Raw genomic sequence first — 25,830 nt, forward strand, 5'->3', positions numbered from 1 at the left:
TACGCGGAACGCCACTGGTGTCCGCGCAGGCCAAGCCGTACCGGTCATTCCACCGGGCAGGGCCCTTCGCTTGCCTTGTCCGGTGCCCAGCACGGGGCCTTGCTTTCGGTCATGATCTCCTTGAGCGTCGCTGCCTGCTCGTCGAGCACCTGGCGCACGTCCTGGCCGCGCAGCACGACGCGCTGGAACGTGTCGATGAACACCTTGTTGAACTTGCCGTCGAGACCGCCGATGCCGACGGGCAGCAGGCTCGGCTTGGCATCCGGTGCTGCCGACTGGGCGGCCACCGTCGCACCCGACATCTTCACCGCGGCGGGCATGTCGTCCGGCAGCGTGACCTCGACGACCGGGAAGAAGCTCGTCGCCCGCAGCGTCGCGATCTGCGTCTCGGGCTTCAGCATGTAGGCGGCGAGCGCCTTGGCCTCCTCGACATTCGGCGAGGTCTTGGGGATGGCGATGCCGGCGACGACCGGCATGAAGCCGCGCCCGGCGGGACCGGCCGGCGCCGGGAAGGTGACGAATTGATCCGGCTTCTGGTTGAGCGCGTCCTGCAGGCGCGCCGTGTGCTCCCAGGCCACCCAGACCTCACCGGTGAGCAGCGGTTCCTGCATGAAACCGTAGTTGGTCGAGGCGGGGTTGATCTCCTCCCACAGCATCTTGAAGGCGTTCCACATTGCCTCGGCTTCGGGCGAGCGGAACTTCGTCACGACCGAACCGGTGTAGGAGGGATAGAGATAGCCCTGAAAGAAGCGGTGCAGCAGGCCCTTGGGGCCGGCAGGCAGGCCGATCTTCGGCGATCCCGTCGCCTCGCGCATCGCCTTGCCCCAAGCGATGAGTTCGTCATAGGTGAGCTTCTGCACATCGGCGCCCGCAGGCAGATATTGCAGCGCCTCCTTGTTGGCGGCCATGACGTAGCTCGCCTGCATCCAGGGCAGGTATTTCTGCTCGGCCGTGCCATAGGTGCCGAGCGAGACGAGCGTCGGGTTGATCTTGGCGTCCCCCGTGGCCGAGAGCACGTCCTTCAGGTCGACGAGGTCGGACGACAGCGACGCGAGCTCGCCGTGCAGGCCGCCGAGCAGCGCGATGGTGCCCTTGCCGGCTTTGAGCTCCGCCTGGATGCGGGTGAAGAAGGGACCGGCATCGTTGCCGTAATAGTCGACCGGCTTACCGAAGCCGCCGAGCACCTCAGTGCGCATCTTCTGCGTCTCTTCGACGGGCTTGGCCTGGGTGGACCAGAACAGGAGCCCCTGCGCCTCGGCCCGCCCGGCAACGCTGAACGCCAGCGTCAGCGCGGCGAGCGCGATCATCGTTCCCTGTTTCCTGCGCATCATGTCACGTCCTCCCCTTCGGTTTGGCGGAGCGCCTTGTTGTCGGTCTTCACACTCCCACCGCTGCGGCACCGGCCGCGTTCATGTCGCTCCGGCCGGCGCGGGTCCGTGGCTCGCGCGCGGCACGAAGCGTGGCTCGACGAGATGTCCGGCAATGCCGGCCTCGCCCTTCTCGAGACGCTCGATCACCATGGCGGCGATCATCGCTGCGCCCTCGGCGATGTTCTGGCTGAAGGTCGTCAGCGGTGGGTCGGCGTAGGCTGCCACCGGCGTGTCGTCGAAGCCGACCACCGTGAGCGCCTGCGGCACGGCGATGCCTTCGCGCCGCGCCTCGTCGAGAACGGCGAGCGCGAGCTGGTCCTTGAGGCCGATGATGGCGGTGGGCCGCGGATCGCGGTTGATGAGCTGTGCCGCCGCCCGTGCCATCGCAGCCGCGTCTCCGAGTGGCACCGTCAGCACGTCCGGCGGCGGCAGGCCCGCCTCGGCGAGCGCCCGCTCGAAGCCGCGCCGACGCAGGAAGGCATAGGTGAAGTCCTTCGTCGGCGCGAGCATGGCGAAGTGGCGGTGGCCGAGGGCGACGAGCTTGCGGCCGAGGTCGTGGAAGGCGCCCTCGCCGTCGGTGTCGAGCCAGGAATAGGCGTCAGTGCCGGCAAGCGTGCGCCCGTGCGCGACGAAGGGCACGCCGCGCTCGATGAGGAAGGCGACGCGCGGATCCTCGCAGGTCAGGCGATAGAGCACGACCGCATCGGCCCGCCGGCTCTCGACGACGCGTTGCAGCACGGCAAGGTCGTCCTGCCCCGTGGGCACGGTCGCGAGGAAGAGGTCCCGCCCGCGCTGCGTGAGGCCGCCGGCGAGTCCTGCGAGAAAGTCGGCGAGATAGGGATCGACAAGCTCGTGCGGGTGGATCGGCAGCAGCATGCCCACGAAGTTGCTGCGGCCGGAGACGAGCATCCGGCCCATCTGATTCGGTACATAGCCGAAGGCGTCCGCCGCCTCGCGCACGCGCCGCCGCGTCTCCTCGCTCACGTCCGAATAGCCAGCGAGCGCCCGCGACACCGTCGTGATCGACAGGTCGAGATGCGCCGCAAGTTCCTTGAGGCGCAATCGCTTTGTCCAGGTCCTATGGGCGCGTGCATGCATCGGCAGTTCCAAAACGTTTTGGAAACGTGGCGCCAATGCCCGCCCGAGTCAAGCGGCTGCGCGCTCAGTCGGGCATGGTGGCCACGTCCGGAGCGGCTGCGGCGGTGCCGTCGACATTACTGACCTCTACTCTCCCCTCCTCCAGGATGACGATGGAGGCGCGGAAGGAGGGTTCCAGGTGCCGTCGTCATAGTCGACCGCGGGCACGGAGAGCCGACGGATGCCGGACGGGACGATGCCGCGCTCGAGCGATGGGCGACGTGGATCCGGGCCTGGGTCAGTGGGTAGCGGAATGGAAGGCATCGCGGATCGCGCCAGGCACCGGGCTGGAGGATGCGTTGTCTATGTTTATTTCGACAACGACGCCAAGGCTCGCGCTCCGGTGGATGCCCGTCGCCTGGATGCGTCGCGGTGACGGATCGGGGTGGAACGAAGGGGCATTCTTGTTGAGGCGTGCCCGCAAGGCTGAAGATCTTTCGGACATCTCATGTTCGAGGTCCGATTCGGACGAGAGGGCCGTGTCTCCGATAGCGCTTAACGTTTTCCGGATCGGGGTAGCCGAGTTGTCCGAGACGGATGGGCGGGTGCAAGCGGGGAGATGGGAGCGTGTCAGAGGGGTGCGGACGAAGAGGGCCGATGGCCTTTCCGGCAGCTTCTTCTCGCGTCGCAAAAGCATCGGTTGTCGATGGTTCCGTGGCGAGCTTGGCGCGCCTCAGGGCCAGCAGCATTGGACCGACCGAGAAGGTTCCGCTCCTGGCGCGAGCGGTCAGCGTATGCAGGTAGGCACGAGGACTGCGGATCTGTTGGTGGCGCTCCAGGATGGCAGCAATCACGGCTGCTGCGGTTCTTGGCCCGAGCAACCCACAGGTGTCATGCCACGCTTCTCGGCCGACGCCGAGGAAGGTGCGGACGAGATCTGCGGCCTTCAGCAGTTCGTTCCAGCTGGTGATCGGGGTGCGGCTGTAGTCGGTGATTGCCGGGCAGGCAGAAAGAACGTCGTCGAGGCGCACGTCGTCCTGACGACCTTCATGTCGATGAAGAGATGGAGGCGTTTCCGACGTCGTTGCGGCAATGCGCTCATCTTCAGAATCTCGATTCTCTGAGGGTTGATTCTGTAGGTGGCGCTCAGATTGGGATTCATCGGCGCTCAGTTTTTGGAAAATGATGTTTTTTTCCAACGTCTTATGCACGTCCGTGCAAAGGTGTTGAAGCGCGTCGACGGTCGTTTCGAGAATGGTCTTGGGTGTGGTCGAAGGCAGATGGCCGGACAGGCTGGCGAGTTGGGCGGTGAGATCGGTCCAGGGTCCTGGCAGTGCCTCCTGCTCGGCAAACTGGATGAGCTTGCGGATGTCGCGGCGCAGAAGCGTGATGCGTTCGCGCAGCAGCATGATGGCTTTGCGGTGGGCTCTGACCTCGTCGGCAACGCGTTCGAACTCGCCGGCACGGCTGACGAGGGGCGTCAGGTCGAATCCGTAGGCGGTCTCAATGACGCCTCCCGGGCCCTTGCGGGCATAACGCTTGCCGTTGGGACTGTCCCGGCGGATGACGAGCCCGGCTTCGACGAGTGCGGCGAGGTGCCGTCTCAGCGTTGCGGGCGCCATGCCGTGGGCGCGCAAGGATAGTTCGCGGTTCGAGGGAAAGACCACGAGCTCGTTGCCGGCGGACAGCAGCGTTTCGGGATGGAAAGACAGGAGGGCGTTGAGGACGGCGAGTGAGCGGTCGCTCACGCCGAGCCGCGCCTTGCCTTCCGTGATGTTGCGGAAGACCTGCCATTTCTGGACCTGACCTTCGGGGGCCACCGCTCGGGCAGCAGTCTGCCTGGCCAATTGGCCAAACGTCACCGACCGTCGCCCGAAGGGCGTCGTGAAATAGGCGTCGCTCATCATTCCTGCTCCTCGCAGGCAAAAGATTTTTGCTCGCCGAAACGACGCCGACTCTTGACTGCGATTCGCGGAAGTGCGATTCTCACGGTCGCTACACACATGAGGAAGGGCTTCCGGAGCGGAGACGTTTCGGGGGCCTTTTCTTTTGCGGTGCTTGCTCCTCGTGTTGCTACGGTTCGTGACGGAGGACGGGCCTCAGCGCCGTCCCTTTTCCTGCGCTGCGTAACGGTCGAACAGCGCCGGAATCTGATCGAGCACGAAGGCGGCAAAGCCTTCGTCGAGCGGCTGGGCGAAGGTGAGCTTCAGCGCGCGGCCCTTGTGCTCCGCGTCCGCGATCTTGGCTCCATTGGCCGTGACGACGGCTTGTTTTGCCGGCCGACTGGCCCTCCCCTCGTCCGTCTGCGCCGCGGTGGCGAGGACCTGCAAGAAGCGGCTGTCCGAATCCGCCTGACCGAAGGTCGCGCTCTTGATGAGGCGGCGCGTGCGGCCAAGCGCTCCGGGCTCGGAAAGCCGGGCGGCGAGGGCCTGCCAACGTGGCCGCCCGATCTTCGGCGCGCGGCCGATGGCGGTCACGATGTCCTCGGGGATCTCGCTCGCGACCGCAATCAGCTTGGAGACCTCTGCCCGATCGACCGTGAGCGCCTCCTGGATCACCGAGCGCTCGTGCCCGGCTCTCTCGAGGCGTAGCGCAAAGACCGCGCGTTCGATGAACGACAGGTCCTGACGGGCCGAGTTCTCGATGCCCTGAGCGATGACAAGGTCGGTATCCGACAGCGCCCGGACGACCGCTCGCACGTTGAGGCCGAGTTCACGCGCAGCCCGGATGCGGCGATGACCGAAGGCCGTCTGGTAACGACCTTCCTGCGTGGGATGCCGGCGCAGCAGCACCGGCACTTCCTGCCCGTTGACCCGCATGGAGGCCTTGAGCTGCTCGAACTCGGGCCCGCCGTCGTCGATGAAACGATCGCTGTAGGGCGACGGCTCGATGAGCGCGGGATCGATCTCGACCACGCTGGCGCCGGCGGCGATCGTTTCGCGCAGCACTTCATTCTCGCGCTCGATGCCGGAAAAAGATTCCTTCATCGAGCGGATTGAGCCGGCGGCCACGCGCGGCAACGGCGCAGCATGGTTGTCAGCTGACAACGCCTGTGCCTGCGGCGCGCCGAAAAGAGCCTTCAGGGTATCGGATCGTTTCGTCATCGGCCCCACACTGCGTTGATGAGCTGGACGATTTCGGCATTGACGGCATCGACGGATTCGAGCGCCCGGTCATAGGCCGCCCGACCGACGGAGCCGCGCTCCAGCTCGTAAAGCGACTGCTTGGTGAGCCCGGCATTGGCAATGGCGGTGGACTTCCAGGCGGTTGCCTTCAGCACGTCCTCGCCGAAAAGGCTGCGCAGGAGCGCGACGATCTGCGTCTCCGGCACATCGTTGGGATCGTGTCGGGTGACGACATAGCGGATGAAGTCGTGATCGAGCCGGCCGCCATATTCCTCCACGACCGACATGAGGTCGGAGGTCATGAGCAGGAACTGGTTCATCGAGGCGACGTCGACCATCTGCGGATGGACGGTCACGACCATCGACGTCGCCGCATTGAGCGCGCCGAGCGTGAGATAGCCGAGCTGCGGCGGGCAATCGATGACGACGATGTCGTAGTCGTCCTCGACCTCGCTGATCGCGGTCGCGACGCGGCGGAAGAAGAGGTTCTGGCCGCGGGCGCTCGGGTCGCGCATCGCGCGCGGGGTGTGGTGCTCGAACTCCATGAGCTCGAGATTGCCCGGCACAATGGAAACGCCGTCGAAATAGGTCGCGTGGATGATCTCCCGCATCGGCCGCCGGTGCTCGTCATAGCGGATGGCGCCATAAAGCGTCTGGTTTTCGGCGATGTCGAACTCCGGCTGATAGCCGAACATCGCTGACAGCGATGCCTGCGGGTCGAGATCGATGGCGAGCACGCGAAAGCCGCGCAGGGCCAGATATTGCGAGAGGTAGAGCGATGTGGTCGTCTTGGCTGATCCACCCTTGAAATTGGCCACGGCGATGATCTGCAGCTTGTCGCCGGGCCGGCGCGTCGGGAGGAAGTTGAGCGCGTCGCGGGGTCGGGAGGCGGCAAGATAGCGCCTCAATTCGTTGATCTGCGCCAGGCTGTAGGATCGCCGCCCGCCGGTGAGGATGGTCGGCATCGGCCCGAGGCCATCCAGCGAGAGCTGACGCAGATAGCCGTCGGAAACGCCGATGATGCGTGCAACTTCCCCCGATGTGAAAGACCGCAACGTCTTTTGAGCCATGGGCGGGAAGAGGGTCGCGCCGAGGCTGCGCAACTGGGCCGAAAGGACGCCTGCGTGGCGCGCTATCCTGGCCGAGGCCGACTCGATTCTGGTCTGGTTTTCGACGATCGTCTGCATATCCTATCGCTCTCAGACGGAATTATGGCGTCTAACGCTCATATGCCGTCTGGCGCAGGAGACACGATTCTGCCCCGGGCGGCAAGAAGATTAGGGTTAACGAAATCTTAATGGCCCCTTTCGTCATCTCGACGACGATGGCGATGCTGTCGGCGAGATTTCTGTGTTGACGAGCAGCGTAAAGTAAAAGTCCCAGCGTAAGGTCGAGGTGCGGATTGCGGGCATGCTGCGGCGACGGGATGTTGTCACCTGACAACGGCGGAGCGGTGTTGCTTCCGCCCGCGCGGTTGTTCCTTGCACGCAAGTGTCGCGCCGTCTGCGTTCAGGCAGCAATGCGGCGCGAGGCCAGCGCCCGATCGTCCGCCCGCGGTGATCGTTATCATTGGCTGGGCAGCCGGGCGGGGGTGGGCGCTCCGGGGCCTCGGGCTCGGTGGGTGCGCTGCCGAAGGCCGATGCGACCCCGAGCCTGGGAGCGGCGCGACGAGGGGCGGCGATCGGCGGCCCGATGGAGGGTTGATGAGTCCTACCGGCGCCGTTGGGTTCGGTAGTTCGGTCATGATCTGCCGCTTGTGGCGGCTCGGACTGGAGATGGCGTTCTGTTGTCAACTGACAACAGGACGCCAGTTGGCGGCTGGGAAGGCGACCGCTATTGCCTTTGCGACGACATGTTGTGGTCAAGGACCTGTCCTGCGCGGCCACAGCGTCTGCAGGGACATCGGAGACTGGTCCCGGCTTCGCTGGCTGGCCTGTAGGTGCACGGGTCGCAGGGCTTAGAGGCCGAGCGCTTTCGTGAAATTGACAAGGAAGTGGCCTCGGCGGTCGGCGCCCTCGCTGCCGGGGAGGCGTGTGCGGCGCGCGCCGGCAACGGTCGCGAACGTCCGGCCGGCGCGCAGAGCGTCGGCGCCGAAGATTGGCGCGCTGCCCTCGCGTGTGCGATCGGCGTCAAGGCCGGCGGCGAGGGCGGCTCGCCGGACGAGACGGGCCACGTGCTTGTCTGCGAGCCGCGCGTCCGCGACCGTGCGGCCGTCGCGGCCGATGCGGCGGAACAGGGGGCCGTCGCCAAGGCGGGCGAATCTGATCCACCGCTCTACTGCGGCCACCGGGCAGGTGCTCTCGCCGGATCCGCGACCGACAGTCGCCTCCAGCCAACCGTCGGCTTCGCGCAGTCTCAGCCGCAGTCCTTCCCCGTCGATCTCGACGGCGCCGCGGCTGCTGGCGGCAGCGCGGCCGATGTCGAGCCCGACGATCTGCGAGCGACGCAGTCCGGCTGCGAAACCGAGAAGGAGGATGGCACGGTCGCGCAGGCCGCGCAGGTCGTGCGGCAAGGTGCCCAGCATGGCGAGGATATCGGCTGCGTCAGCGGCCTCGCGGCGACGCGCCAGATCGGGCTGTCTGCGGAGATTCGCAAGCGCCCTGGCGATCGCGGGGGAGGAGCGGTCGAAGGTCTGGCCACGCTGTGCCGCATTCCAGGCAATCGCGCAGAGGCGGCGCTCGATCGTGGCACGGGAAAGGGGGCGGCTGCTCGCGTCGCCGATCGCACAGGCCTCTATGTAGAGTGCGATGGTTTGCGGATCCGGGGCCGGGGCCGCGCGTCCGCTGCGGCGGCACCAGGTGGAAAAGTGCTTCCAGTCCTTGGCATAGGCAAGGCGCGTGTTGGCGGTGTGAGGCTTGCCGGTCGGCTCGCCGCGCCTGGTGGAGGAGGAGAGGGGGGGCGCGCACTCCGGGCCGGGCGATGCGCCCGGGGCTCTCGCCTGCGCGCGGGCCTGCACGCTTCCGGGGTTCGGATGAGCGGCATTTTCAACAAGCGAGGTGTTGTCGGTTGGCATGGTCCGGTCTCGCCTGCTTACGTCCGATAAGGTAACATTATCGGACATGAGTGGCGTTCGACAAGGGCGGCGCTTACACGGGTCAGGGATAGGAAAAAGCGCCGCGCCGGGTTAGCCTTCGCCCATGGAGAATGCACGATTCGTTCCCCGGCCGATGGCGCCGCCGCCTGTCTGGCTGCGCGGCCGTACCGACGGAGAGGGCGAGGCCGAGGCGGCCTTCCGGGCCGGCGCTGCCCTGGCGCTGCTCAATACGGTAGCGACAGCGGAGCACGAACTCGGCGTCCTGTGGCGGCAGCGCTGCGCGCTGCGCGCGGCCGTCGCCCATGTTGGGTTCCTCGGCCGACGCGAGGACGAGGCGACCTTGCGCGACAGCTGGTATCTGCGCCGGGCCGGTGACGACCCCGGTCCGGGCGGCCGCATCCTCGGGTTCTGGCGGCGTCTTGCTTTGCCGGGAGCCTTGCGCTTTCAGGCATGGCCGGGCGCGCTGCGCGAGGTGGGCCAGGCGGCCGAGCCCGAGGCGCTCGAGCGGGTTCTCACGCTTGTGGCCGATACGGGGTCGAACAGGCGCGGCTTCCCCGTCGCGGCCGCCGCCCGCGCCGCTACCATTGTTATACAGGCGAGGCCGGAGCTCGACTGCGTGGCCCTGTGGCTGGCCGATGTCGTGCTTGCCCGGCAGCTCGGCTGGCTCTCCGCGGTACCGCTGATCGCGCCGCAGGTCCGCCGCGCCGACCTCCGCCTTGCGTCAAGGCCCGATGGTGCGGAAGCGTGGCTGCGGGTGTGCTGCCTCGCCTATCAGCGCGGGGCGCTCGAGGCGCTCGAGCTCTATGGCGATCTTGCAAGGCGCGCCGAAAGGCTGGTGGCAACTGCGCCACGGCTGCGCTCCAGGGCCGCGGCGGGGGCGGTCGCGCTGTTGCTGCGCGAGGATGCGACGGCGGCGGCCAGCGTCCGGCAAGGGACGAGCGACCGGGCAGGAAGGCGCCTGTTCGAGCGGCTCGTCGCCCTCGGGGCCGTGCGGGAGCTCACCGGGCGGCCGAGCTTCCGCCTCTACGGGCTGTAGCCGTGGCGACGCGCCCCAGAAACGAGGATGCGCTCGACCGGGAGCTTGCCGATCTGCCGGCCGAACTGCGCTGGCGGGAATGGATGGGGCGCGTCGAGGCGGTGCTCTTCGCCGCGGCCGAGCCGGTGCCGCGTGAGGCGCTCGCCCGCATCGTCGGCCGTGGCTGCGATGTCGATCTCGTTATCGACGATATCCGCGCCGAGCTTGCCGGTCGTCCCTATGAGGTGGTCGCTGTCGCCGGCGGCTGGCAGATGCGTACGCGCCGGGCCTATGGCGCGGCGGTGCGTGCCGTGCGCGGCCAAGGCGAGCGGGGGGAGGTGCTGTCGTCGTCGGAAATGCTGACGCTCGCCGCCATCGCCTATTTTCAGCCGATCACGCGCGGCGCGCTGTCCACCTTCTTCGGGCGGGAGGTCGGGCGCGACCTCGTCGCGCGTCTGCGTGCCGCAGGTCTGGTCGCCGCCGGGCCGCGCAGTCCCCAGCCGGGAGCGCCCTACACCTATGTGACGACCCCGACCTTCCTCGCCCGCTTCGGGTTCACCAGCCTGCGCGATCTGCCCGACATCGAGCAGCTGGAGGAGGCCGGGCTGCTCGACAAGGAGAAGCTCCTTGCCGATGGCTGGACCATGCCGGGCGGGGAGGAGGATGAGCACGCCGCCGACGATGGCGACGAAGAGCCCCACTCAGACGCGTGACGAAGAGGCGGGCATCGGCTCAACTCTCCTTCGACGACCAGGCGCCGAGGAGGCGCGGCAGGTCGCCGAAGCGGGCGACGAGGCTGAAGATGAGCGCGGCTGCCGCGACGAAGAACACCGTTACCGCTGCCATGGTGGGCGTGTAGCCGTAGCGCAGGGCGTTGAAGATCTTGATCGGCAGTGTCTCCACGGTGAAGCCTGCGACCATGTAGGCGATGATGTATTCGTTGAGCGAGAGCACGAAGGCGAAGGCATAGCCCGAGACGAGATAGGGCGTGACGAGCGGCAGCACGACCGTTCTCAGCACGGTGCGATCGTCAGCGCCCATGGTGGCGGCGGCTTCCGTCAGGCTGCGGTCGACGGAAGAAAAGCCGAGGGTGATGGTGACGAGCGGCAGCGTGACGAGGAAGATCGCGTGGCTGATCACTACCGTCCAGGGTGCGCCGTAGAAGCCGGCGGTCGCCCAGAAGCTCAGGAAGCCGAGGGCGGTGATCACCGGCGGCAGGATGAAGGGCGCCGTGCCCAGCGCCTGGAACACACGCGCCCAGGGGGCATGCCAGCGCCACAGGAACCAGGCGAGCGGGAAGGCGATGGCGACGGCGAGGGCCGCCGCGCCGGCCGCGATGGCGAGGCTGGTGAGCAGCGCGCCGCGCCAGCCGGCATCGGTGAAGACCTCGCCGAACCAGGCGAGCGAGAAGCCGACCGGCGGAAAGGTGAGCGTCCTCTGCGCATTGAAGGAGACGCCCGCGACGACGACGATCGGCGCCGCCAGCACCAGGGCGACGAGCACCATGAACAGGCGCGTGAAGAGGCGGCTCATTGGGCGGCCTCCTTGCGTCCGACGAGCAGCGAGAGCCCGACGAGCGCGAGGCTTACAAGGACGAGGAACACGGCCATCGCCGCCGCGAAGGGCAGGTTGGACTGGTAGATCGCCTGGTCGGTGATGAGCACGGAGAGGGTCCAGTTGCTCGGCCGGCCGAGCAGCTGCGGCAGGAGATAGGAGCCGAGCGCGAAGACGAACACCATGATCATGGTGGCGAGGATGGTGTTGCGCAGGGCCGGAACGACGACCGTGAGGAAGGCGCGGGGAGGGGAGGCGCCCAGGGTGCGCGCCGCCTCCATCAGCGTTGGGTCAAGCCGGGCGAGCGCCGGATAGAGCACGAGCACCGTATAGGGAAAGGCGTGGTAGCTGAGGCCGGTGAGCAGCGCCCCGAAGCTGGGCGACAGAGACATGGGTTCGCTCATGAGGCCGAGCGCGACGAGGATATTGGTGACGCCGGCCGTGCGCGAGAACAGCGTCGACCAGGCGAAGCCCACGATGACCTCGGACAGCGAGACGATGGAGAGCAGCGCCACGAGCCACACCACCTGCCAGCGCCGCGGTAGCCGCGCGAGCAGGAACGTGAAGGGGAAGGCAATGGTGACGGCGACCAGGGCAACGAGGGTCGCCAGCACCAGCGAGAAGCCGAGCACCTGGCCGAAGAAGGCGGACAGGAACCGCGCGTAATTGTCGAAGACGAAGTCCGGCTCGTAGAAGGCGCCCTGCACGCGGCGGAAGAAGCTGATCGCCACCATGATGCCGAAGGGCACCACGAAGAAGAGGGTGAGCATCAGCGCCGAAAAGACGAGCGGCGCGTAGTCCTGCAGCCGTTGGGGCCGTGCCGCCGTCATGCGCCGAGCACCACGCAGGCGTCGGCGGGGAGCGCGAGGCCCACCGGGGCGCCGGGCTGGAGGTCCGGCCGCTCGCGCGGGCTCGCCACGGCGACGATCCTCTGGCCGTCCGCCTCGACATAGATCTCGATGCTGGCGCCGAGGTCGCGCACGAAATCGACCCGGCCGGTGATCGCTGCCTCGTGTGGCGGCACGAGGCGCACATCCTCCGGCCGCACGGAGATCGTCGCCTCCTCCGTCGGCAGGGCGATGCCGACAAGCGTCCCGCCCGGCACGAGCACCGTGTCGCCTGCGCCGCGCCGCGCCTTGATGAGATTGGTGATGCCGATGAAGTCGGCGACGAAGGTGTCCGCCGGGCGGCGGTAGATGTCGACGGGTGGCGCGCTCTGGCGGATGCGTCCCTCGTTCATCACGACGACGAGGTCGGCCATGGTCATGGCCTCGCGCTGGTCGTGGGTGACGACGACGGTGGTGATGCCGAGGCGCTGCTGCAGCTGTCTGAGCTCCACCTGCATGGCTTCGCGCAGCTTGGCGTCGAGCGCCGACAGCGGCTCGTCGAGCAGGAAGAGCCGCGGCTGAAGCGCCAGTGCCCGGGCGATGGCGACGCGCTGGCGCTGGCCGCCGGAGAGCTTCGATACCGGCCGTTCGCCGAAGCCGGGCAGGCGCACGAGCGCAAGCAGTTCCTCGACGCGCCGCGCCTGCTCAGCTTTCGCCACATTGCGGATGCGCAGGGGGTAGGCGATGTTCTCGCCGACGGAGAGGTGGGGAAACAGCGCCAGCGACTGGAAGACCATGCCGAAATCGCGCTGGTGGGCGGGCGTCCGCGTCACGTCCGCGCCGCCAACGAGGATGCGCCCCTCGCTCGGCTCCTCGAGGCCCGCGATCATGCGCAGGAGCGTGGTCTTGCCGCAGCCCGAGGGGCCGAGCAGGCAGACGAAGCTGCCGTCGGGCACGGAGAGGTTCACCCGGTCGACGGCCGCGACGGAGCCGAAGCGCTTCGTGATATTGTCGAGCACGAGGCCGGTCATGGGAATCCCTTTGCGGCAGTCGGCAATGGGCAGTCGGTAGCGCAAAGACCTGGCGACTGCCTACCGCCGATTGCCCCCTCTCAGCCGACGATCATCTCCGTCCATTTCTGGTTCAGCCAGTCGGCCCGCGACAGATAGAGGTCGTAGCGCGGCACGATCGGCGGAATGTCGGAGGAAACGGCCGCGAATTCGGCATCGGTCAGGTCGAGGAGATCGCGGCGCACCGTGGGCGAGGTGCCGACTTTGCGCGACATCAGCGCCTGGATTTGCGGCTGGCACATGTAGTCGATGAAGACATGCGCCTCGTCGAGGGCCTTGGAGGCGCGCGAGACCGCCCAGGAGCCGGAATCGAGGATGCCGCCCTCCTTCGGGAAGGTGGAGCGCACCGGGTGCCCGTCGGCAGCGGCAAGGCCGGTGACGTCGTGATAGTACTGGCCCATCGGGATCTCGCCCGATTTCAGCGCCTGCTCGAACTGCGCCTCGTCGCGATACCACAGCTTCACGTTGGGCTTGACCTCGGCCAGCTTCTCGAAGGCCTTGAGCTGGCCGGCCTCATCGTCGAGCGCCTGGGTGCCCCCAAAGAATGTGGCGGCCGTCACCTCGAGGAGGAAGGAGTTGGAGACGAGGGCGAGCAGGCCGAGCTTGTCCTTGTTGGTCGGATCCCACAGGGCCGCCCAGGACGTGGGCGCCTCGGGAAAGACCTTCGTATTGGTGACGAGCGTGATGTACCAGGAGACGGCGCCGATCCCGGCGACGCGGCCGTCCGGGTACTTGTTGACGAAGCGCTCGACGAGACTGGCCGTGTTCTTCATCTTGGCCAGATCAAGCGGCGCCCACAGCTCGCCGGCTGCGCCCTTGAGCAGCGCGGTCTGCGACATCATCGACACATCGGCGGGAGCGACGCCCGCCCGAGCGGCCTGCGACAGCTGCACCAGCCAGGCCTCGCCCGTGGGCTCGGCGATGCTCTCGACCGCGATGCCTGTCGCCTTGGTGAACTCCGGGAAGATGTGCTTGTCGAACGAATCCTTGAAGAAGCCCCCGTAGACGCCGACCTTCAGCGTCTTGTCGGCGGCGCGCAGGATGGTCGGCATGCCAAGCGCGGCAAGGCCCGCGGCCCCGCCGGCAAGGATCGTGCGGCGACTGACGCCGTTATTTGGTCTCGTCATGACAATCCCCTCGATATCCCGGCGTTGAGTCGCCGTTTGATGCATCTTGCCGCCGTTTAGCGCCGGCGGCACGCGGTTTTCAATCCTTCCTTCCACCGACCGACGGGCTGAAGACCATCAGGCTGAGGATTTCGAACAGCATCTGTGCGCCGGCATGGGCCGTATTGGCGGTTGCATCGTATTGCGGCGCCACTTCCACCACATCGCCGGCGACGATGTTGAGCCCCTTGAGACCGCGCAGGAGTTGCTGTGCCTCGCGCGTCGACAGTCCGCCGACCTCGGGTGTGCCGGTGCCCGGCGCGAAGGCCGGATCGAGGCTGTCGATGTCGAAAGAGAGATAGGTCGGGCCGTCGCCGACGACCTCGCGTGCCCGGGCGATGACCGCCTCTGGACCCATCGCGGCGAATTCCTCGGCGTGGATCACCGTCATGCCGGAATCGGTGGAGAATTCCCACAGATATTCGGCCGCGCCGCGGATGCCGATCTGGATGGTGCGCGTCGGGTCGAGCACGCCGTCGAGCACGGCGTTGCGGAACGGGCCGCCGTGGTGGAACTTGGTGCCGTCGAAGGCGCCGCCCGTGTCGCAATGGGCATCGATGTGGATGAGGCCGACCGGTGCCTCGCGGCCGACCGCGCGCAGAATGGGATGGGTGATCGAATGGTCGCCGCCCACCGCGAGCGTCGCCACGCCCTGTTCGAGGAAGCGGCGGAAATGGGACTCGATGTCGGCATGGCAGCCCTCGAGATCGTAGCGGCTGCGGAAAGGCACGTCGCCGACGTCGGCGGCGGTGAGTTCGCCGACGGGCATGCAGTCGAGCACATGGTTGTAGGGGCCGATGCGCTCGATGGTGCGCAGTGCCCGCGGGCCGAAGCGCGAGCCGGAGCGGTTGGTGACGCCGAGGTCCATGGGCACGCCGACGAGCGCCACCTGAAGGTCGCCGAAGGTCGTCTCCTCGGGGCCGACCGGGCGGTATGGCGCCGACAGGAAGGTCGGCACGCCGCCATAGGGCAGGGCGCGTGTGCCCTTGGCGCTGAAGATCCGCTCGGCCACCTTGCGAAAGCGCGGATCGAAGACGGAGCCGCCATGCCCTGCACCGTATTTCTCCCTGAGCCGCGCGAGGTTCTTCTCATTGATCGTCATGGCAAGCGTCCAATCCTTGTATAGTTGCTCAATTTCTCCCGCGGTGGAGAAACTACGATATGACTATGCTATGATAATTTCCTATATGATTTTCAGACAACGTATATGGATTGTTGTAAGATGGGTTCTGTTGAAATATATGCTGATGCCAATGCGCTCCGCACGTACGCACCCTCTTGATATGACGATGCTGCAGACTCGCCCGGCTGCTGGCAAGCGAGATTATTAGAGGCTAATCTGTGAGGAATTTTCACAGCCCGGACGATGGCGCCGTGTCCAAACGCCTGCCGCCCCTCAATCCCCTGCGCGCCTTCGAGGTGACGGCGCGTCACCTCTCGGTCTCGCGCGCGGCGGCCGAGCTGCACGTGACGCACGGGGCGGTGAGCCATCAGATCAGGGCACTCGAGATGGCACTCAAGGTGCAACTGTTCGAGCGGCGGGGCGGACGGCTCGCGCTGTCGCCGCACGGGGCGGCGCTGCTCCCGGTCGTTGCCGGCGCCTTCGGTTCCATCGCCGAGGCGGTCGCCCTGCTCACACGGCCGACGACGGAGGGCGAGCTGGTGGTGAGCTGCGTGCAGGCGGTGGCGTCTTTCTGGCTGGTGCCGCGGCTCGGCAGCTTCACGGAGCGTCATCCCGGCGTCCGCCTCAAGCTCATCGCTTCCAACGACCCGCGCGAGATCTATTCCGACCGGGTGGATCTCGCCCTCGTCTACGGCGACGGCCATTGGCCGGACCGCGTCGTCGAGCCCTGGACGGACATCTCGCTCTTTCCCGTCTGCAGCCCAACGCTCGCCAACAGCCGGCCGCTGCGCGAGGTGGCGGATCTCGCCAGCCACGTTCTCCTGCACGGCGACGACGGGCGCGAATGGAACAGCTGGCTCGCTGCGGCCAAGGCGCCGACGCTGGCCTATGGCCGCCGGCATTTCATGTCGAACGCCCATCTCGCGCTCGAGGCGGCGATCAACGGCTTGGGGGTGGCGCTCGGCGACACGGTGACGGTGAGCCGGCTCCTGGCGGACGGGCGGCTGATCGTGCCGTTCGACCTCGCCGTGCCAGCGCCCGACGCCTTCTTCATCGTCACCCGGAGCGAATTGCGCAACACGCCGATGGTGCGCGCCTTCATCGACTGGCTCTTTGCCGAGCGCGTCCGGGACGAGGCGCGGCCGGAGCGGACGCCGCGACGGGCGCGGACCCGCCGGCGCGAGTTGCAACGCGCCTCCTGACAGGCTAACCCGCGGCGTCACGCGCGCCGCTTTCCCATCCGAGACACATCCGATGCCGGTCAATCCCCTTCTCGCCGCCACGGCGAGCCCGCCCGTCCCCGAGGCGCAAGCCTGGCGCGCCGCCTATGACGGCGCCTTCGGCCCGTTCATCGACCTGTCGCAGGCCGTGCCGGGGCGCCCGCCCCATGCCGACATGTTGAAGAAGCTGGCGGAGGCAGCCGCCAGTGCGGAAGCCGCCCGCTACGGCGCCATCACGGGCGACAGATCCCTGCGCGAAACATATGCGCAGCATGTGTCCGGGCTCTACGGCGGACCGGTGATGCCGGAGGAGATTGCCGTCACGGCCGGCTGCAACCAGGCCTTCTTCGTCGTCATGCTTGCACTCGCGCAGGCCGGGGAGGCGGTGCTACTGCCGACGCCGTGGTACTTCAACCACCAGATGACGCTCGCAATGCTGGGCATCGAGGCGCGGCCGCTGCCCTGTGATCAGGAGGCCGGTTTCGTCCCGGATCCGGAAGCTGCGGAAGCGCTCGTCGACGAGCGCCTGCGCGCCATCGTCCTCGTCACGCCCAACAACCCGACCGGTGCCGTCTATCCGCCTGACGTCATCGCGCGCTTTGCCGAGCTGTGCCGGCGGCGCAACCTGTGGCTCGTCATCGACGAGACCTACCGCGACTTCCTGCCGCCGGAGGCGGGCCGGCCGCATGATCTGCTGGCGGGGGAGACGTGGCGCGACAACGTCATCCAGCTCTACAGCTTCTCGAAGGCCTACGGCATTCCCGGGCACCGGCTCGGCGCCCTCATCGCCGGCACGCCCGTCATCGCCGAGATCACCAAGGTGCTCGACTGCTTGCAGATCTGCGCCCCGCGCACCGGCCAAGCGGCGCTCGCCTGGGCGATCCCGGCGCTTGCCGGGTGGCGCGCCGCCAATGCCGAGGACATCAACCGCCGGCTTGCCGCCTTCCGTGCTGCGCTCGCCGATCTGCCGGAGTGGGGCGTCACCTCGATCGGCGCCTATTTCGCCTATCTGCGCCATCCCTTCCCCGGCCGCAAGGGGCGGAGCGTGGCCGAGCGGCTCGCCGCCGAGCGCGGCGTGCTCGCGCTGCCAGGCAGCTATTTCGGTGAGAGCGCTGACGCCCATGTGCGCGTCGCCTTCGCCAATGTGGAGGCGGAGGAGATCGCCCGCCTGCCGGAGCGGCTGGCGGCTTTCCGGCTTTGAATGCCGGCAGCCTGCGCGAGTCTCGTCCTCGCGTAGCCGCGCCGTCAGGCCCGCGCCTGTCGCGGGCATCCACGCCTTGGAAAGACGTCCAACGTCGGACGCGTGGATGGCCGGGACAAGCCCGGCCATGACGGTGGCGAGGGCCGGATCAGCGGCGGAAATGTCGCCCGCGCGTTCCTGTTCCTGGCGTCGACGAAGTGCCATGGAGCGCCCGTGCTGCGGCGAGACGCAACAAGCCCCACCGTCATGCCCGCGCTCGTCGCGGGCATCCATGCCTTGGAACGACGTCCAACGTCGGAGGCGTGGATGGCCGGGACGAGCCCGGCCATCACGCGGGAGAGGGAGCGTTTGTTCTTCGGCTAAGCGACTATTGCGCCTCGATACCGGCGAGATAGGCGCGGACGGCGTCGAGGCCTTCGCTGCCGCCGTGCCAGGACTGGCGGCCGGAGGCTTCGAGCTCGGGGTCGACCGTCCAGCCCGGTTCGATGCCCGTCATGTCCGGCAGGAGATGGGCGATGCCCTTGTGGCAGTCGATGCAGGTGCGCTCGCCGGTGACGAGATAGCGGCTGTGGATCTCCGCCGCGCGCCGCGTCTGCTTCGTGAAGTCCATGGCGATGGACGAGTGGCAGTTGCGGCATTCGAGCGAGTCGTTCGCCTTGAGGCGCGCCCATTCGTGCTTGGCGAGCTCGAGCCGGGCGTCGAGAAACTTCTGGCGCGTGTTGATGGTGCCGAAGATCTTGCCCCACACTTCCTTCGAAGCCTGCATCTTGCGGGCGATCTTGTCCGTCCAGTTGTGCGGCACGTGGCAGTCGGGGCAGCTCGCACGCACGCCCGAGCGGTTCGAGAAGTGCACCGTCTGGGTGAGCTCCTGATAGACATTGTCGTGCATCTCGTGGCAGGAGATGCAGAATTTCTCGGTGTTGGTGATCTCGAGCGCGGTGTTGAAGCCGCCCCAGAAGATGACGCCGCAGATGAAGCCGCCAAGCGTCAGGAAGCCCAGACTGAGATAGGCGCTCGGCCGCGTGATGACGTGCCAGAAGCGCAAGCAGACCTGCCACAGCCGTCCGAAGAGGTTTCTCAGCCCCTGCATGGCAGCCCCTTATCGTTGTCCGCCGAGCTTGCTGGCGTCCTGGAAAAGATTGGGCACGAGCGGCGACGCATCGGTCTGCGGCACGTGGCACTGGGTGCAGAAGTAGCGCCGCGGCGTGACGTCGGACAGCACCTGCCCGTCCCGGTCCATGAAATGCGTGATGCTGATCATGGGCGCGCCGGAGCCCTCGGTGAACTCCCGCTTGTGGCAGGACAGGCAGCGGTTGGTGTTCAGCGTCAGCTGGTAACCCTCAATGGAATGGGGGATCACCGGCGGTTGCTCGGGATAGTTGCGCATGCGCTTGACGTCATCGACGATCGGACGCGCCAGCGGCGGGGCCTTCACCTCGCTCATCGGCGCGGCCTCGCCGGTCAGGCGCGGCACGATCTGCGGTGCCTCGCCCGCGGCCGAGAGGGCGCCCGCGAAGAGCACGAGGCAGGCTGCGGCGAGCCCGGCGCGGAAGGCGCTGGCCGGCGGGTTCAGACGGGAACGACCTTGACCGCACATTTCTTGAAGTCCGTCTGTTTGGAGATGGGATCGGTGGCGTCGAGCGTCGCCTTGTTGATAAGCTGGCTCGCGTCGAACCAGGGCACGAAGACCACGCCGGGCGGCATGCGGTTGCGCCCGCGCGTCTCGACGCGCGTACGGATTTCGCCGCGGCGCGAGATCAGCCGGATCTCGGCCCCCTGGTTGAGGCCGCGCTGGCGCGCGTCGTCGGGATGCATGAAGCAGCGCGCGCCAGGGAAGGCCTTGTAGAGCTCGGGCACCCGCATGGTCATGGAGCCGGAATGCCAGTGCTCCAGGACGCGGCCGGTGACGAGCCACAGGTCGAACTCCGTGTCCGGCACTTCGGCGGGCGGCTCGTAGGGCGCGGCGACGATCTTCGCGCGCCCGTCCGGATTGCCGTAGAAGGCGACACCCTTGCCCTTCTCGACATAGGGGTCGTAGCCCTCGCGGTAGCGCCACAGGGTTTCCTTGCCGTCGACCACCGGCCAGCGCAGGCCGCGCTCCTTATGGTAGGTGTCGAAGGGCGCGAGGTCGTGCCCGTGACCACCCCCGAACTCCGCATATTCCTCGAACAAGCCCTTCTGCACGTAGAAGCCGAAGTGCCTGGCCTCCACGTTCTCGTAGTTCGGATCGAGCTCGGCGAGAGGGAACCGGTCGACGTTGCCGTTGCGGAACAGCACGTCGAACAGCGTCAGGCCCTTGTAATTGGGGTTCTGCTCGAGGATCTCCGCCGGCCATACCTCGTCGGTCGTGAAGCGCCTGGAGAATTCCATCATCTGCCAGAGGTCGGAGCGCGCCTCGCCGGGCGCATTGACGAGCTGGTGCCAGAAATGCGTGCGCCGCTCGGCGTTGCCGTAAGCGCCTTCCTTCTCGACCCACATGGCCGCGGGCAGGATGAGGTCGGCGGCAAGCGCCGTCACCGTCGGATAGGCGTCGGAGACGACGATGAAGTTCTCGGGATTGCGATAGCCGGGATAGGTCTCGTTCGAGCTGTTCGGCGCCGCCTGCAGGTTGTTGTTGACCTGAATCCAGTAGAAGTTGAGCTTGCCATCGTGCAGCATCCTGTCCTGCTGCACGGCGTGGTAGCCGGGTTTCTCCGGGATGATGCCGTGTGGGATGCGCCAGATCTCCTCGGCCTTCTTGCGGTGCTCGGGGTTGACCACCGTCATGTCGGCCGGCAGGCGGTGCGCGAAGGTGCCGACCTCACGGGCCGTGCCGCAGGCTGAAGGCTGGCCGGTCAGCGAGAAGGGGCTGTTGCCCGGCTCGGAGATTTTGCCCGTCAGCAGGTGCAGATTATAGACGAGTTGGTTCGCCCACACGCCGCGCACGTGCTGGTTGAAGCCCATGGTCCACAGCGAGACGACCTTGCGGGCGGGGTCGGCATAGAGCTCGGCGAGCTCGCGGAGGAAGCCGGGCTCGACACCGGAGAGCTCCGACACCTTCTCGAGCGTGTAGTCGGCGACGAAGCGCTTGAAGGTCTCGAAGTCGGTCGGCTCCATCGCCGTGACGTCCTTCGCCTTGCGCGCCTCGACCTCGCGCGGGTCGTCGTCGCGCAGGCCGTAGCCGATGTCGGTGGCGGCCTTGACGAAGGTGGTGTGCTTGCCGACGAAATCCTCGTTCACCCGCCCGGTCGTGATGATGTGGTTGGCGATGTAGTTGAGGATGGCGAGGTCCGTGCCCGGCTTGAAGACGATGGGAATGTCGGCGAGGTCGGCGCTGCGGTTGGTGAAGGTGGAGAGGACGGCCACCTTCACATGCGGATGGCCAAGACGCCGGTCGGCGATGCGCGTCCACAGGATCGGGTGCATCTCCGCCATGTTCGAGCCCCACAGCACGAAGGCGTCCGTGGCTTCGATGTCGTCGTAGCAGCCCATCGGCTCGTCCATGCCGAAGGTGCGCATGAAGGCATAGGCCGCTGAGGCCATGCAGTGGCGGGCGTTGGGGTCGAGATTGTTGGATCGGAAGCCGGCGCGCATCAGCTTGGTCGCCGCATAGCCCTCCCAGATCGTCCACTGGCCGGAGCCGAACATGCCGACCGCTTCCGGCCCCTTGGCCTTCAGGACGTCCTTGGCCTTGGCGGCCATGACGTCGAAGGCCTCGTCCCAGGTCACGGGCGTGAAATCACCGTCCTTGGCGTAGACGCCGCCCTTCTTGCGCAGCAGCGGCTGGGTCAGCCGGTCGGCGCCGTACATGATCTTAGAAAGAAAGTAGCCTTTGATGCAGTTGAGGCCGCGGTTGACCTCGGCCTTGACGTCGCCGTGGGTGGCGATGACCTTGCCTTCCTTGACGCCCACCATGACGCCGCAGCCCGTGCCGCAGAAGCGGCAGGGCGCTTTCGACCACTGGATCTCCAGCGTCTCGACGCCACCCATGACCGGCTGGGCGGCGGCCGTGTGGATGCCGGCTGCCATGGCCGCGACGCTGGCGGCCTGCGCCTTCAACATGTCTCGCCGCGAGAGCGTCATGGCGATTCTCCAAGGTCTGCAAGGGTTGTGATCTGCTCGAACACGAGATTGGCGGACAGGACGCCGTCGAAGGTGGCGATCGTCGCCAGGCGCCCGCCGAGGGTGGCGCTGTCCGGCCCTTCCATCACCACGACGATCCTGCCGTCCGCGACGTGATGGATCTCCGTGTCGGGAAGGGCGCCTACGCACTTCACCACCTCGGCGCAGCGGTCCGGCAGGGTGCGCACCACGGCGCTCGAGATATGAAGGGTCGTGTCGGGCTCACGCGTAACGGGATCGGGCACGGCGGGCTCAGGCATGGGCCGCCTCCGCCGGAACGTGGGTGGTGATCGCCGCGGCCGGGCAGGCGGCGATGCAGGCGCCACAGCCGGTGCAGCGGTCGCTCGCGATCTCCGGCAGGGCCGGGCCGCCGAGGCGCGGCCGGAAGCGGATCGCCGCTTCCGGGCAGGCGTCGCCACAGCTCTGGCAGATGATGCCGCGCGCCGCGAAACATTGCGCTCCGATGGCCGCCGCGTGGGGAAAGGCCGGTGCGGCGACGTCGAACACCGGCTCTGGGCAGGCTTCGGCGCAAGCGCCGCAGAAGGTGCATTCGCTGGAGAAGGCGATCGCGGGGCGGCCGTCGGCGTCCGGCGTGATGATGTGTTGCGGGCAGGCCGTGGCGCAGGCGCCGCAGGCCGTGCAGGCGGCGGTGATCGTGGCCTCGCGCGACCAGGGCGGCCGGACGGCTTCGGGCCGGGGGGCGATCCGCCCCCTGAGGAAGCTGCGTCTGTCGAGCCTCGGTGCCTCGCTCACGATTGGCCTCCTCAATGCGGAGGGCCCGGCGGGCCGAAGACGATCTGCCACATCCATACGAGGAAGCCGTAGCCGCCGACAATGCCGACGGCCAGAACCGGCCAGATCAGGATGGCAAGGATGATGAAGGCGGAGAATTCTTCCCGCCGCGAGGGGGTTGGCACTGTTTCCGTCGTGGCCGGCTCCTGCCGATCAGGCATGACGATTGTCTCCTCCGGCACAACTGCACGGCCTTGCGAAAGGCCGAGGCATTTTTTCTTTTTTACAATGTAATGATGACAACATTGCTGCATGTGCCTGTCAAGGCGGTCCCCAGCGGGAATGATTTCCAGCCTCGGCAGCGTGCCGTAACAGCCGGACCACGCCTTTGATCCATGTCATGGCCGGTGAGGCGGTCGGACGGACCGGTCGCGATTCCTTGCCCGTGTCCTCCTTTCTCCTGCTCATGTCCGTTGGTGGCGGCCAAGGCCTAACGCATCAACTGACGGTAGATGGCCGGCAGGGCTGCCGGGAGGCGGGCGATCCGGCCGACAATGGCATAGCCGCCCCGGCCGAAGATGGCCGGGAAATACGACTGCGCCTCGCGGTCCACGGTTACGCCGAAGACGGCGACGCCGCCCCGCCGCGCCTCGCGCACGGCACGGCGCGTGTCTTCGAGGCCGAAGCGGCCTTCATAGTGGTCGACGTCGTTCGGCTTGCCGTCGGTCAGAACGATGAGGAGGCGCTTGCGATTCGGGCGCTTGGCGAGCTGCGCGCTGGCGTGCCGCAACGCGGCGCCGATGCGCGTGTAATAACCAGGCCTCAGGGCCGCGATGCGGCGCTCGACGATCGAGCCCATGGGCTCGTCGAAACCCTTGACGGTCTCGACCCGCACCCAGGAGCGTCGCCGCGAGGTGAAGGTGAGGATCTCGGCATTGTCGCCGCAGGCGGCGAGGCCGTGGGCGAGCGTCAGCAGCGCCTCCTTCTCGACGTCGAGGACGCGGTGGCCATCGACCCAGGCATCGGTTGACAGCGACACGTCGACGAGCAGCGTCACCGCGAGATCGTGGCCGAGCGGCCGGTTCATGAGGTGTAGCCGGTCCGAGCCCTCGCCGCCGGCGCGGATCTCGCTGATCGAGCGCACGAGCGCATCGATGTCGACGTCCTCGCCGTCGAGCTGGGCGCGCAGCGTCTCGCGCCGGGGCCTGAGTGCCTCGAACTGGCGGCGTACGCGCCGGATGCGCCGGCGGGCGGCTTCGTCCGGTGTCCACCGCTCGCCCTCCTCGCGCGCGGTGCCGGCCAGCACCCGGCAATGGCCGGGAAGATAGGCGCGGCGCGTGTAGTCCCATTCCGGATAGGTGTTGAGGCCAGCCAGGGCCGCCGTGTCCACCGCCTCGGGCGGCAGGTCGAGGTCGAACTTGAAGCGCGCGGCCGGCCGGCCCGGCTGGCGCCGCGAGACCGTCAGCTCCTCCACATCGTCGGCGGCCTTCTCGGCCTCCTCGTCCTCGTCGCCGTCCGACGGGCGCGAGACGTTCACCATCTCGGCGATGGCGAGCATCTTCTCGAAGCGGTTGAGCACGAAGGGATCGCGCCGCTGCGCGGCATCCGCCTCGCGCCGCCGGGCAAGGCGCTTGCGTAGGTCGACCACCGGCGCGAGCAGGCCGTTGCGGGCCGGCTCGTCGGCGCTCGGTGTCGCCTCGGCCGGCCGCGCGGCGGCATCGACCCAGAGCGGAACGGGCAGGAAAGGCTGATAGTTTGCCGGCGCATGGACGCTGCCTTGGGCCAGGCTGTGCGCCACCTCGTCGAGCGCCTCCGGCGTCTCGCCGGTCAACAGGGCGTGGACGAGACGCTCGACCTCCCGCTCCACCGCCGGCAGGGGGCGGCTGGGCCGCACGGCGAGAAGCGCCTCGCAGAGGTCGCGATAAGTCGTCACGAGGCCGGGCTGGGCGGAAAGCACGCGGCCGACCGTATCGCGCGCCCGCAGGAGGACGGCGAGATCGCGGCGCAGGGGATCGGCCTCGGTGATCGGCGCGAGCGACATGTGCACGCCATAGGCCGCCAGCCAGAAATAGAGCGCGCGGTTGAGGCGCGCTTCCGGCAGCAGGTCGATGCGCGCGGGCAGGACGAGCGAGCCCGTATCGCGCCGCGGCTGCTCGAGCCGTTCGTCCGCCATGCCGACGCGCTGGCGCAGCGTCAGGCGGTGATGGAAAGTGCGGCCGGCGCTGGCGGCGAGCTGCACGCCCGCCTCGCCGCCGAGGCCGCGGAAGAAGACCGCGAGCGCGCCGCGCACCTCCTCGAGGCCGACGCCCGCCTCCGGGTGGCGCCGGTAGCTCGCCGCGTCGCCGACGAGGCGGTGCCAGGCACGGCCGACGGTCTCTTCGAGCTCGAGGAAGTCCAGCATGGCGGTCAGCCCAGTGTCGCGCGGGCGATTTCGGCGAGCGCGGTGCGCACGTCGGGCTCGTCGGTCAGCGGCTCGATCATCGTGGCGGTCACGGCCTCCTCGGCCGGCATGCCGGCGGCAATCAGCGTCGCGCAATAGACGAGGAGACGCGTCGAGATACCTTCCTCGAGATCCTGGCCCTTGAGGGCGCGCAGCCGGCCGGCGAGGCTGACGAGCGGCCGTACCTTGCCTTCCGCAAGGCCGCTCTCGGCCGCGACGACGGCCGTTTCGCGCTCCGGTGGCAGGAAGTCGAAGCTGATGGCGACGAAGCGCTGGCGTGTGCTCGGCTTCAGTGCCTTCAGAAGGTTCTGATAGCCGGGATTGTAGGAGACGACGAGCATGAAGCCGTCGGGCGCGGCGAGCTCCTCGCCCGTGCGCTCCAGCGGCAGGATGCGCCGGTCGTCGGAGAGGGGATGCAGCACCACGGTGACGTCCTTGCGCGCCTCCACCACCTCGTCGAGGTAGCAAATGCCGCCCTCGCGCACGGCTCGGGTCAGAGGGCCGTCGACCCAGACCGTCTCGCCTGCCTTGAGGAGATAGCGGCCGGTGAGATCGGCCGCCGCGAGGTCGTCATGGCAGGAGACGGTGAAGAGCGGCAGGCCGAGCTCCGCCGCCATGTGGGCGACGAAACGTGTCTTGCCGCAGCCGGTCGGCCCCTTCAGCAGCACCGGCAGGCGGTTGCGGTGGGCGTGGGCGAAGAGCGTGCATTCGTTGCCCGCCGGCACGTAGTAGGGAACGGCCGGGACGGGCGCGGTGTCCAGTGCGCGGAGCATGG

General features: G+C 67.7%; 23 protein-coding genes. 4 read left to right on the plus strand and 19 right to left on the minus strand.

All coding sequences use genetic code 11. The features are described from left to right. Positions 1 to 44: 44 nt before the first annotated feature. From P2T65_RS04940 to P2T65_RS04965, 6 genes are all read right to left on the minus strand, one after another. On the minus strand, positions 45 to 1,331 hold the full coding sequence (locus P2T65_RS04940) for an ABC transporter substrate-binding protein (protein WP_276199328.1): 1,287 nt from the start codon (positions 1,329 to 1,331) through the stop codon (positions 45 to 47). A gap of 78 nt (positions 1,332 to 1,409) precedes the next feature. Beyond that, entirely contained in the window at positions 1,410 to 2,432 is a 1,023-nt protein-coding gene (locus P2T65_RS04945; protein ID WP_055458711.1) for a LacI family DNA-binding transcriptional regulator, read from the minus strand. 521 nt (positions 2,433 to 2,953) lie between these two features. Then, positions 2,954 to 4,351 carry a plasmid replication protein RepC gene (gene repC / locus P2T65_RS04950; RefSeq protein ID WP_082464770.1) on the minus strand — a complete coding sequence of 466 codons (1,398 nt, stop codon included), beginning with the start codon at positions 4,349 to 4,351 and terminating at the stop codon, positions 2,954 to 2,956. 195 nt (positions 4,352 to 4,546) lie between these two features. Continuing rightward, the gene (gene repB / locus P2T65_RS04955; protein WP_276199329.1) at positions 4,547 to 5,551 is read right to left on the minus strand and encodes a plasmid partitioning protein RepB; all 1,005 of its coding nucleotides are present in this window, start codon (positions 5,549 to 5,551) and stop codon (positions 4,547 to 4,549) included. Beyond that, positions 5,548 to 6,759, minus strand: coding sequence for a plasmid partitioning protein RepA (repA, locus tag P2T65_RS04960; RefSeq protein ID WP_055458710.1), 1,212 nt, complete (start codon positions 6,757 to 6,759; stop codon positions 5,548 to 5,550). Before repA ends, repB begins: the two co-directional genes overlap by 4 nt. A 770-nt stretch (positions 6,760 to 7,529) precedes the next feature. Further along, entirely contained in the window at positions 7,530 to 8,585 is a 1,056-nt protein-coding gene (locus P2T65_RS04965) for an integrase (protein WP_276199330.1), read from the minus strand. Positions 8,586 to 8,739: 154 nt separating this feature from the next. On the opposite strand from P2T65_RS04965, the gene P2T65_RS04970 reads away from it, so the two are divergent. Both P2T65_RS04970 and P2T65_RS04975 read left to right on the plus strand, forming a co-directional pair. Then, positions 8,740 to 9,642, plus strand: coding sequence for a DUF1403 family protein (locus tag P2T65_RS04970; protein ID WP_276199331.1), 903 nt, complete (start codon positions 8,740 to 8,742; stop codon positions 9,640 to 9,642). A 2-nt stretch (positions 9,643 to 9,644) separates the two neighbouring features. Continuing rightward, positions 9,645 to 10,334, plus strand: coding sequence for an SMC-Scp complex subunit ScpB (locus P2T65_RS04975; protein ID WP_055458707.1), 690 nt, complete (start codon positions 9,645 to 9,647; stop codon positions 10,332 to 10,334). A gap of 19 nt (positions 10,335 to 10,353) precedes the next feature. Here P2T65_RS04975 and P2T65_RS04980 read toward each other — a convergent pair whose 3' ends face one another. The 5 genes from P2T65_RS04980 to speB form a co-directional block, all read right to left on the minus strand. Next, positions 10,354 to 11,154: an ABC transporter permease gene (locus tag P2T65_RS04980; RefSeq protein ID WP_055458706.1), complete on the minus strand. Its 801-nt coding sequence runs from the start codon at positions 11,152 to 11,154 to the stop codon at positions 10,354 to 10,356. Next, on the minus strand, positions 11,151 to 12,005 hold the full coding sequence (locus P2T65_RS04985) for an ABC transporter permease (protein ID WP_276199332.1): 855 nt from the start codon (positions 12,003 to 12,005) through the stop codon (positions 11,151 to 11,153). The genes P2T65_RS04980 and P2T65_RS04985 overlap by 4 nt, the downstream gene beginning before the upstream one ends. Next, the gene (locus tag P2T65_RS04990; protein ID WP_276199333.1) at positions 12,002 to 13,033 is read right to left on the minus strand and encodes an ABC transporter ATP-binding protein; all 1,032 of its coding nucleotides are present in this window, start codon (positions 13,031 to 13,033) and stop codon (positions 12,002 to 12,004) included. The genes P2T65_RS04985 and P2T65_RS04990 overlap by 4 nt, the downstream gene beginning before the upstream one ends. 80 nt (positions 13,034 to 13,113) lie before the next feature. Continuing rightward, positions 13,114 to 14,199, minus strand: a complete 1,086-nt coding sequence (locus tag P2T65_RS04995) for an ABC transporter substrate-binding protein (RefSeq protein ID WP_276199334.1) — start codon at positions 14,197 to 14,199, stop codon at positions 13,114 to 13,116. Positions 14,200 to 14,278: 79 nt separating this feature from the next. After that, entirely contained in the window at positions 14,279 to 15,340 is a 1,062-nt protein-coding gene (gene speB / locus P2T65_RS05000; RefSeq protein ID WP_055458702.1) for an agmatinase, read from the minus strand. A gap of 272 nt (positions 15,341 to 15,612) precedes the next feature. On the opposite strand from speB, the gene gcvA reads away from it, so the two are divergent. After that, positions 15,613 to 16,563, plus strand: coding sequence for a transcriptional regulator GcvA (gcvA, locus tag P2T65_RS05005; RefSeq protein WP_055458701.1), 951 nt, complete (start codon positions 15,613 to 15,615; stop codon positions 16,561 to 16,563). 52 nt (positions 16,564 to 16,615) lie between these two features. Further along, positions 16,616 to 17,782: an aminotransferase gene (locus P2T65_RS05010; protein WP_055458700.1), complete on the plus strand. Its 1,167-nt coding sequence runs from the start codon at positions 16,616 to 16,618 to the stop codon at positions 17,780 to 17,782. Positions 17,783 to 18,149: 367 nt separating this feature from the next. On the opposite strand, the gene P2T65_RS05015 is transcribed toward P2T65_RS05010, so the two are convergent. The 8 genes from P2T65_RS05015 to P2T65_RS05050 form a co-directional block, all read right to left on the minus strand. Further along, complete coding sequence (locus tag P2T65_RS05015) at positions 18,150 to 18,872, minus strand: cytochrome c3 family protein (RefSeq protein WP_063188881.1); 723 nt, start codon at positions 18,870 to 18,872, stop codon at positions 18,150 to 18,152. 9 nt (positions 18,873 to 18,881) lie between these two features. Then, positions 18,882 to 19,379, minus strand: a complete 498-nt coding sequence (locus P2T65_RS05020) for a nitrate reductase cytochrome c-type subunit (protein ID WP_055458697.1) — start codon at positions 19,377 to 19,379, stop codon at positions 18,882 to 18,884. Further along, a complete protein-coding gene (gene napA / locus P2T65_RS05025) occupies positions 19,352 to 21,844 on the minus strand; it encodes a periplasmic nitrate reductase subunit alpha (RefSeq protein WP_276199335.1) in 2,493 nt (830 codons plus the stop codon). The genes P2T65_RS05020 and napA overlap by 28 nt, the downstream gene beginning before the upstream one ends. Next, positions 21,841 to 22,143: a chaperone NapD gene (locus tag P2T65_RS05030; protein ID WP_055458695.1), complete on the minus strand. Its 303-nt coding sequence runs from the start codon at positions 22,141 to 22,143 to the stop codon at positions 21,841 to 21,843. The genes napA and P2T65_RS05030 overlap by 4 nt, the downstream gene beginning before the upstream one ends. Continuing rightward, entirely contained in the window at positions 22,136 to 22,636 is a 501-nt protein-coding gene (napF, locus tag P2T65_RS05035) for a ferredoxin-type protein NapF (protein WP_063188876.1), read from the minus strand. Before napF ends, P2T65_RS05030 begins: the two co-directional genes overlap by 8 nt. A gap of 11 nt (positions 22,637 to 22,647) precedes the next feature. Then, a complete protein-coding gene (napE, locus tag P2T65_RS05040; protein WP_055458693.1) occupies positions 22,648 to 22,836 on the minus strand; it encodes a periplasmic nitrate reductase, NapE protein in 189 nt (62 codons plus the stop codon). A 269-nt stretch (positions 22,837 to 23,105) separates the two neighbouring features. Then, on the minus strand, positions 23,106 to 25,016 hold the full coding sequence (locus tag P2T65_RS05045) for a VWA domain-containing protein (protein WP_276199336.1): 1,911 nt from the start codon (positions 25,014 to 25,016) through the stop codon (positions 23,106 to 23,108). A 5-nt stretch (positions 25,017 to 25,021) separates the two neighbouring features. Continuing rightward, on the minus strand, positions 25,022 to 25,828 hold the full coding sequence (locus P2T65_RS05050) for a CbbQ/NirQ/NorQ/GpvN family protein (protein WP_063188872.1): 807 nt from the start codon (positions 25,826 to 25,828) through the stop codon (positions 25,022 to 25,024). Between the last annotated feature and the right edge of the window lie 2 nt (positions 25,829 to 25,830).

Source organism: Chelatococcus sp. XZ-Ab1 (assembly GCF_029309855.1).
Taxonomy (GTDB): domain Bacteria; phylum Pseudomonadota; class Alphaproteobacteria; order Rhizobiales; family Beijerinckiaceae; genus Chelatococcus_A; species Chelatococcus_A sambhunathii.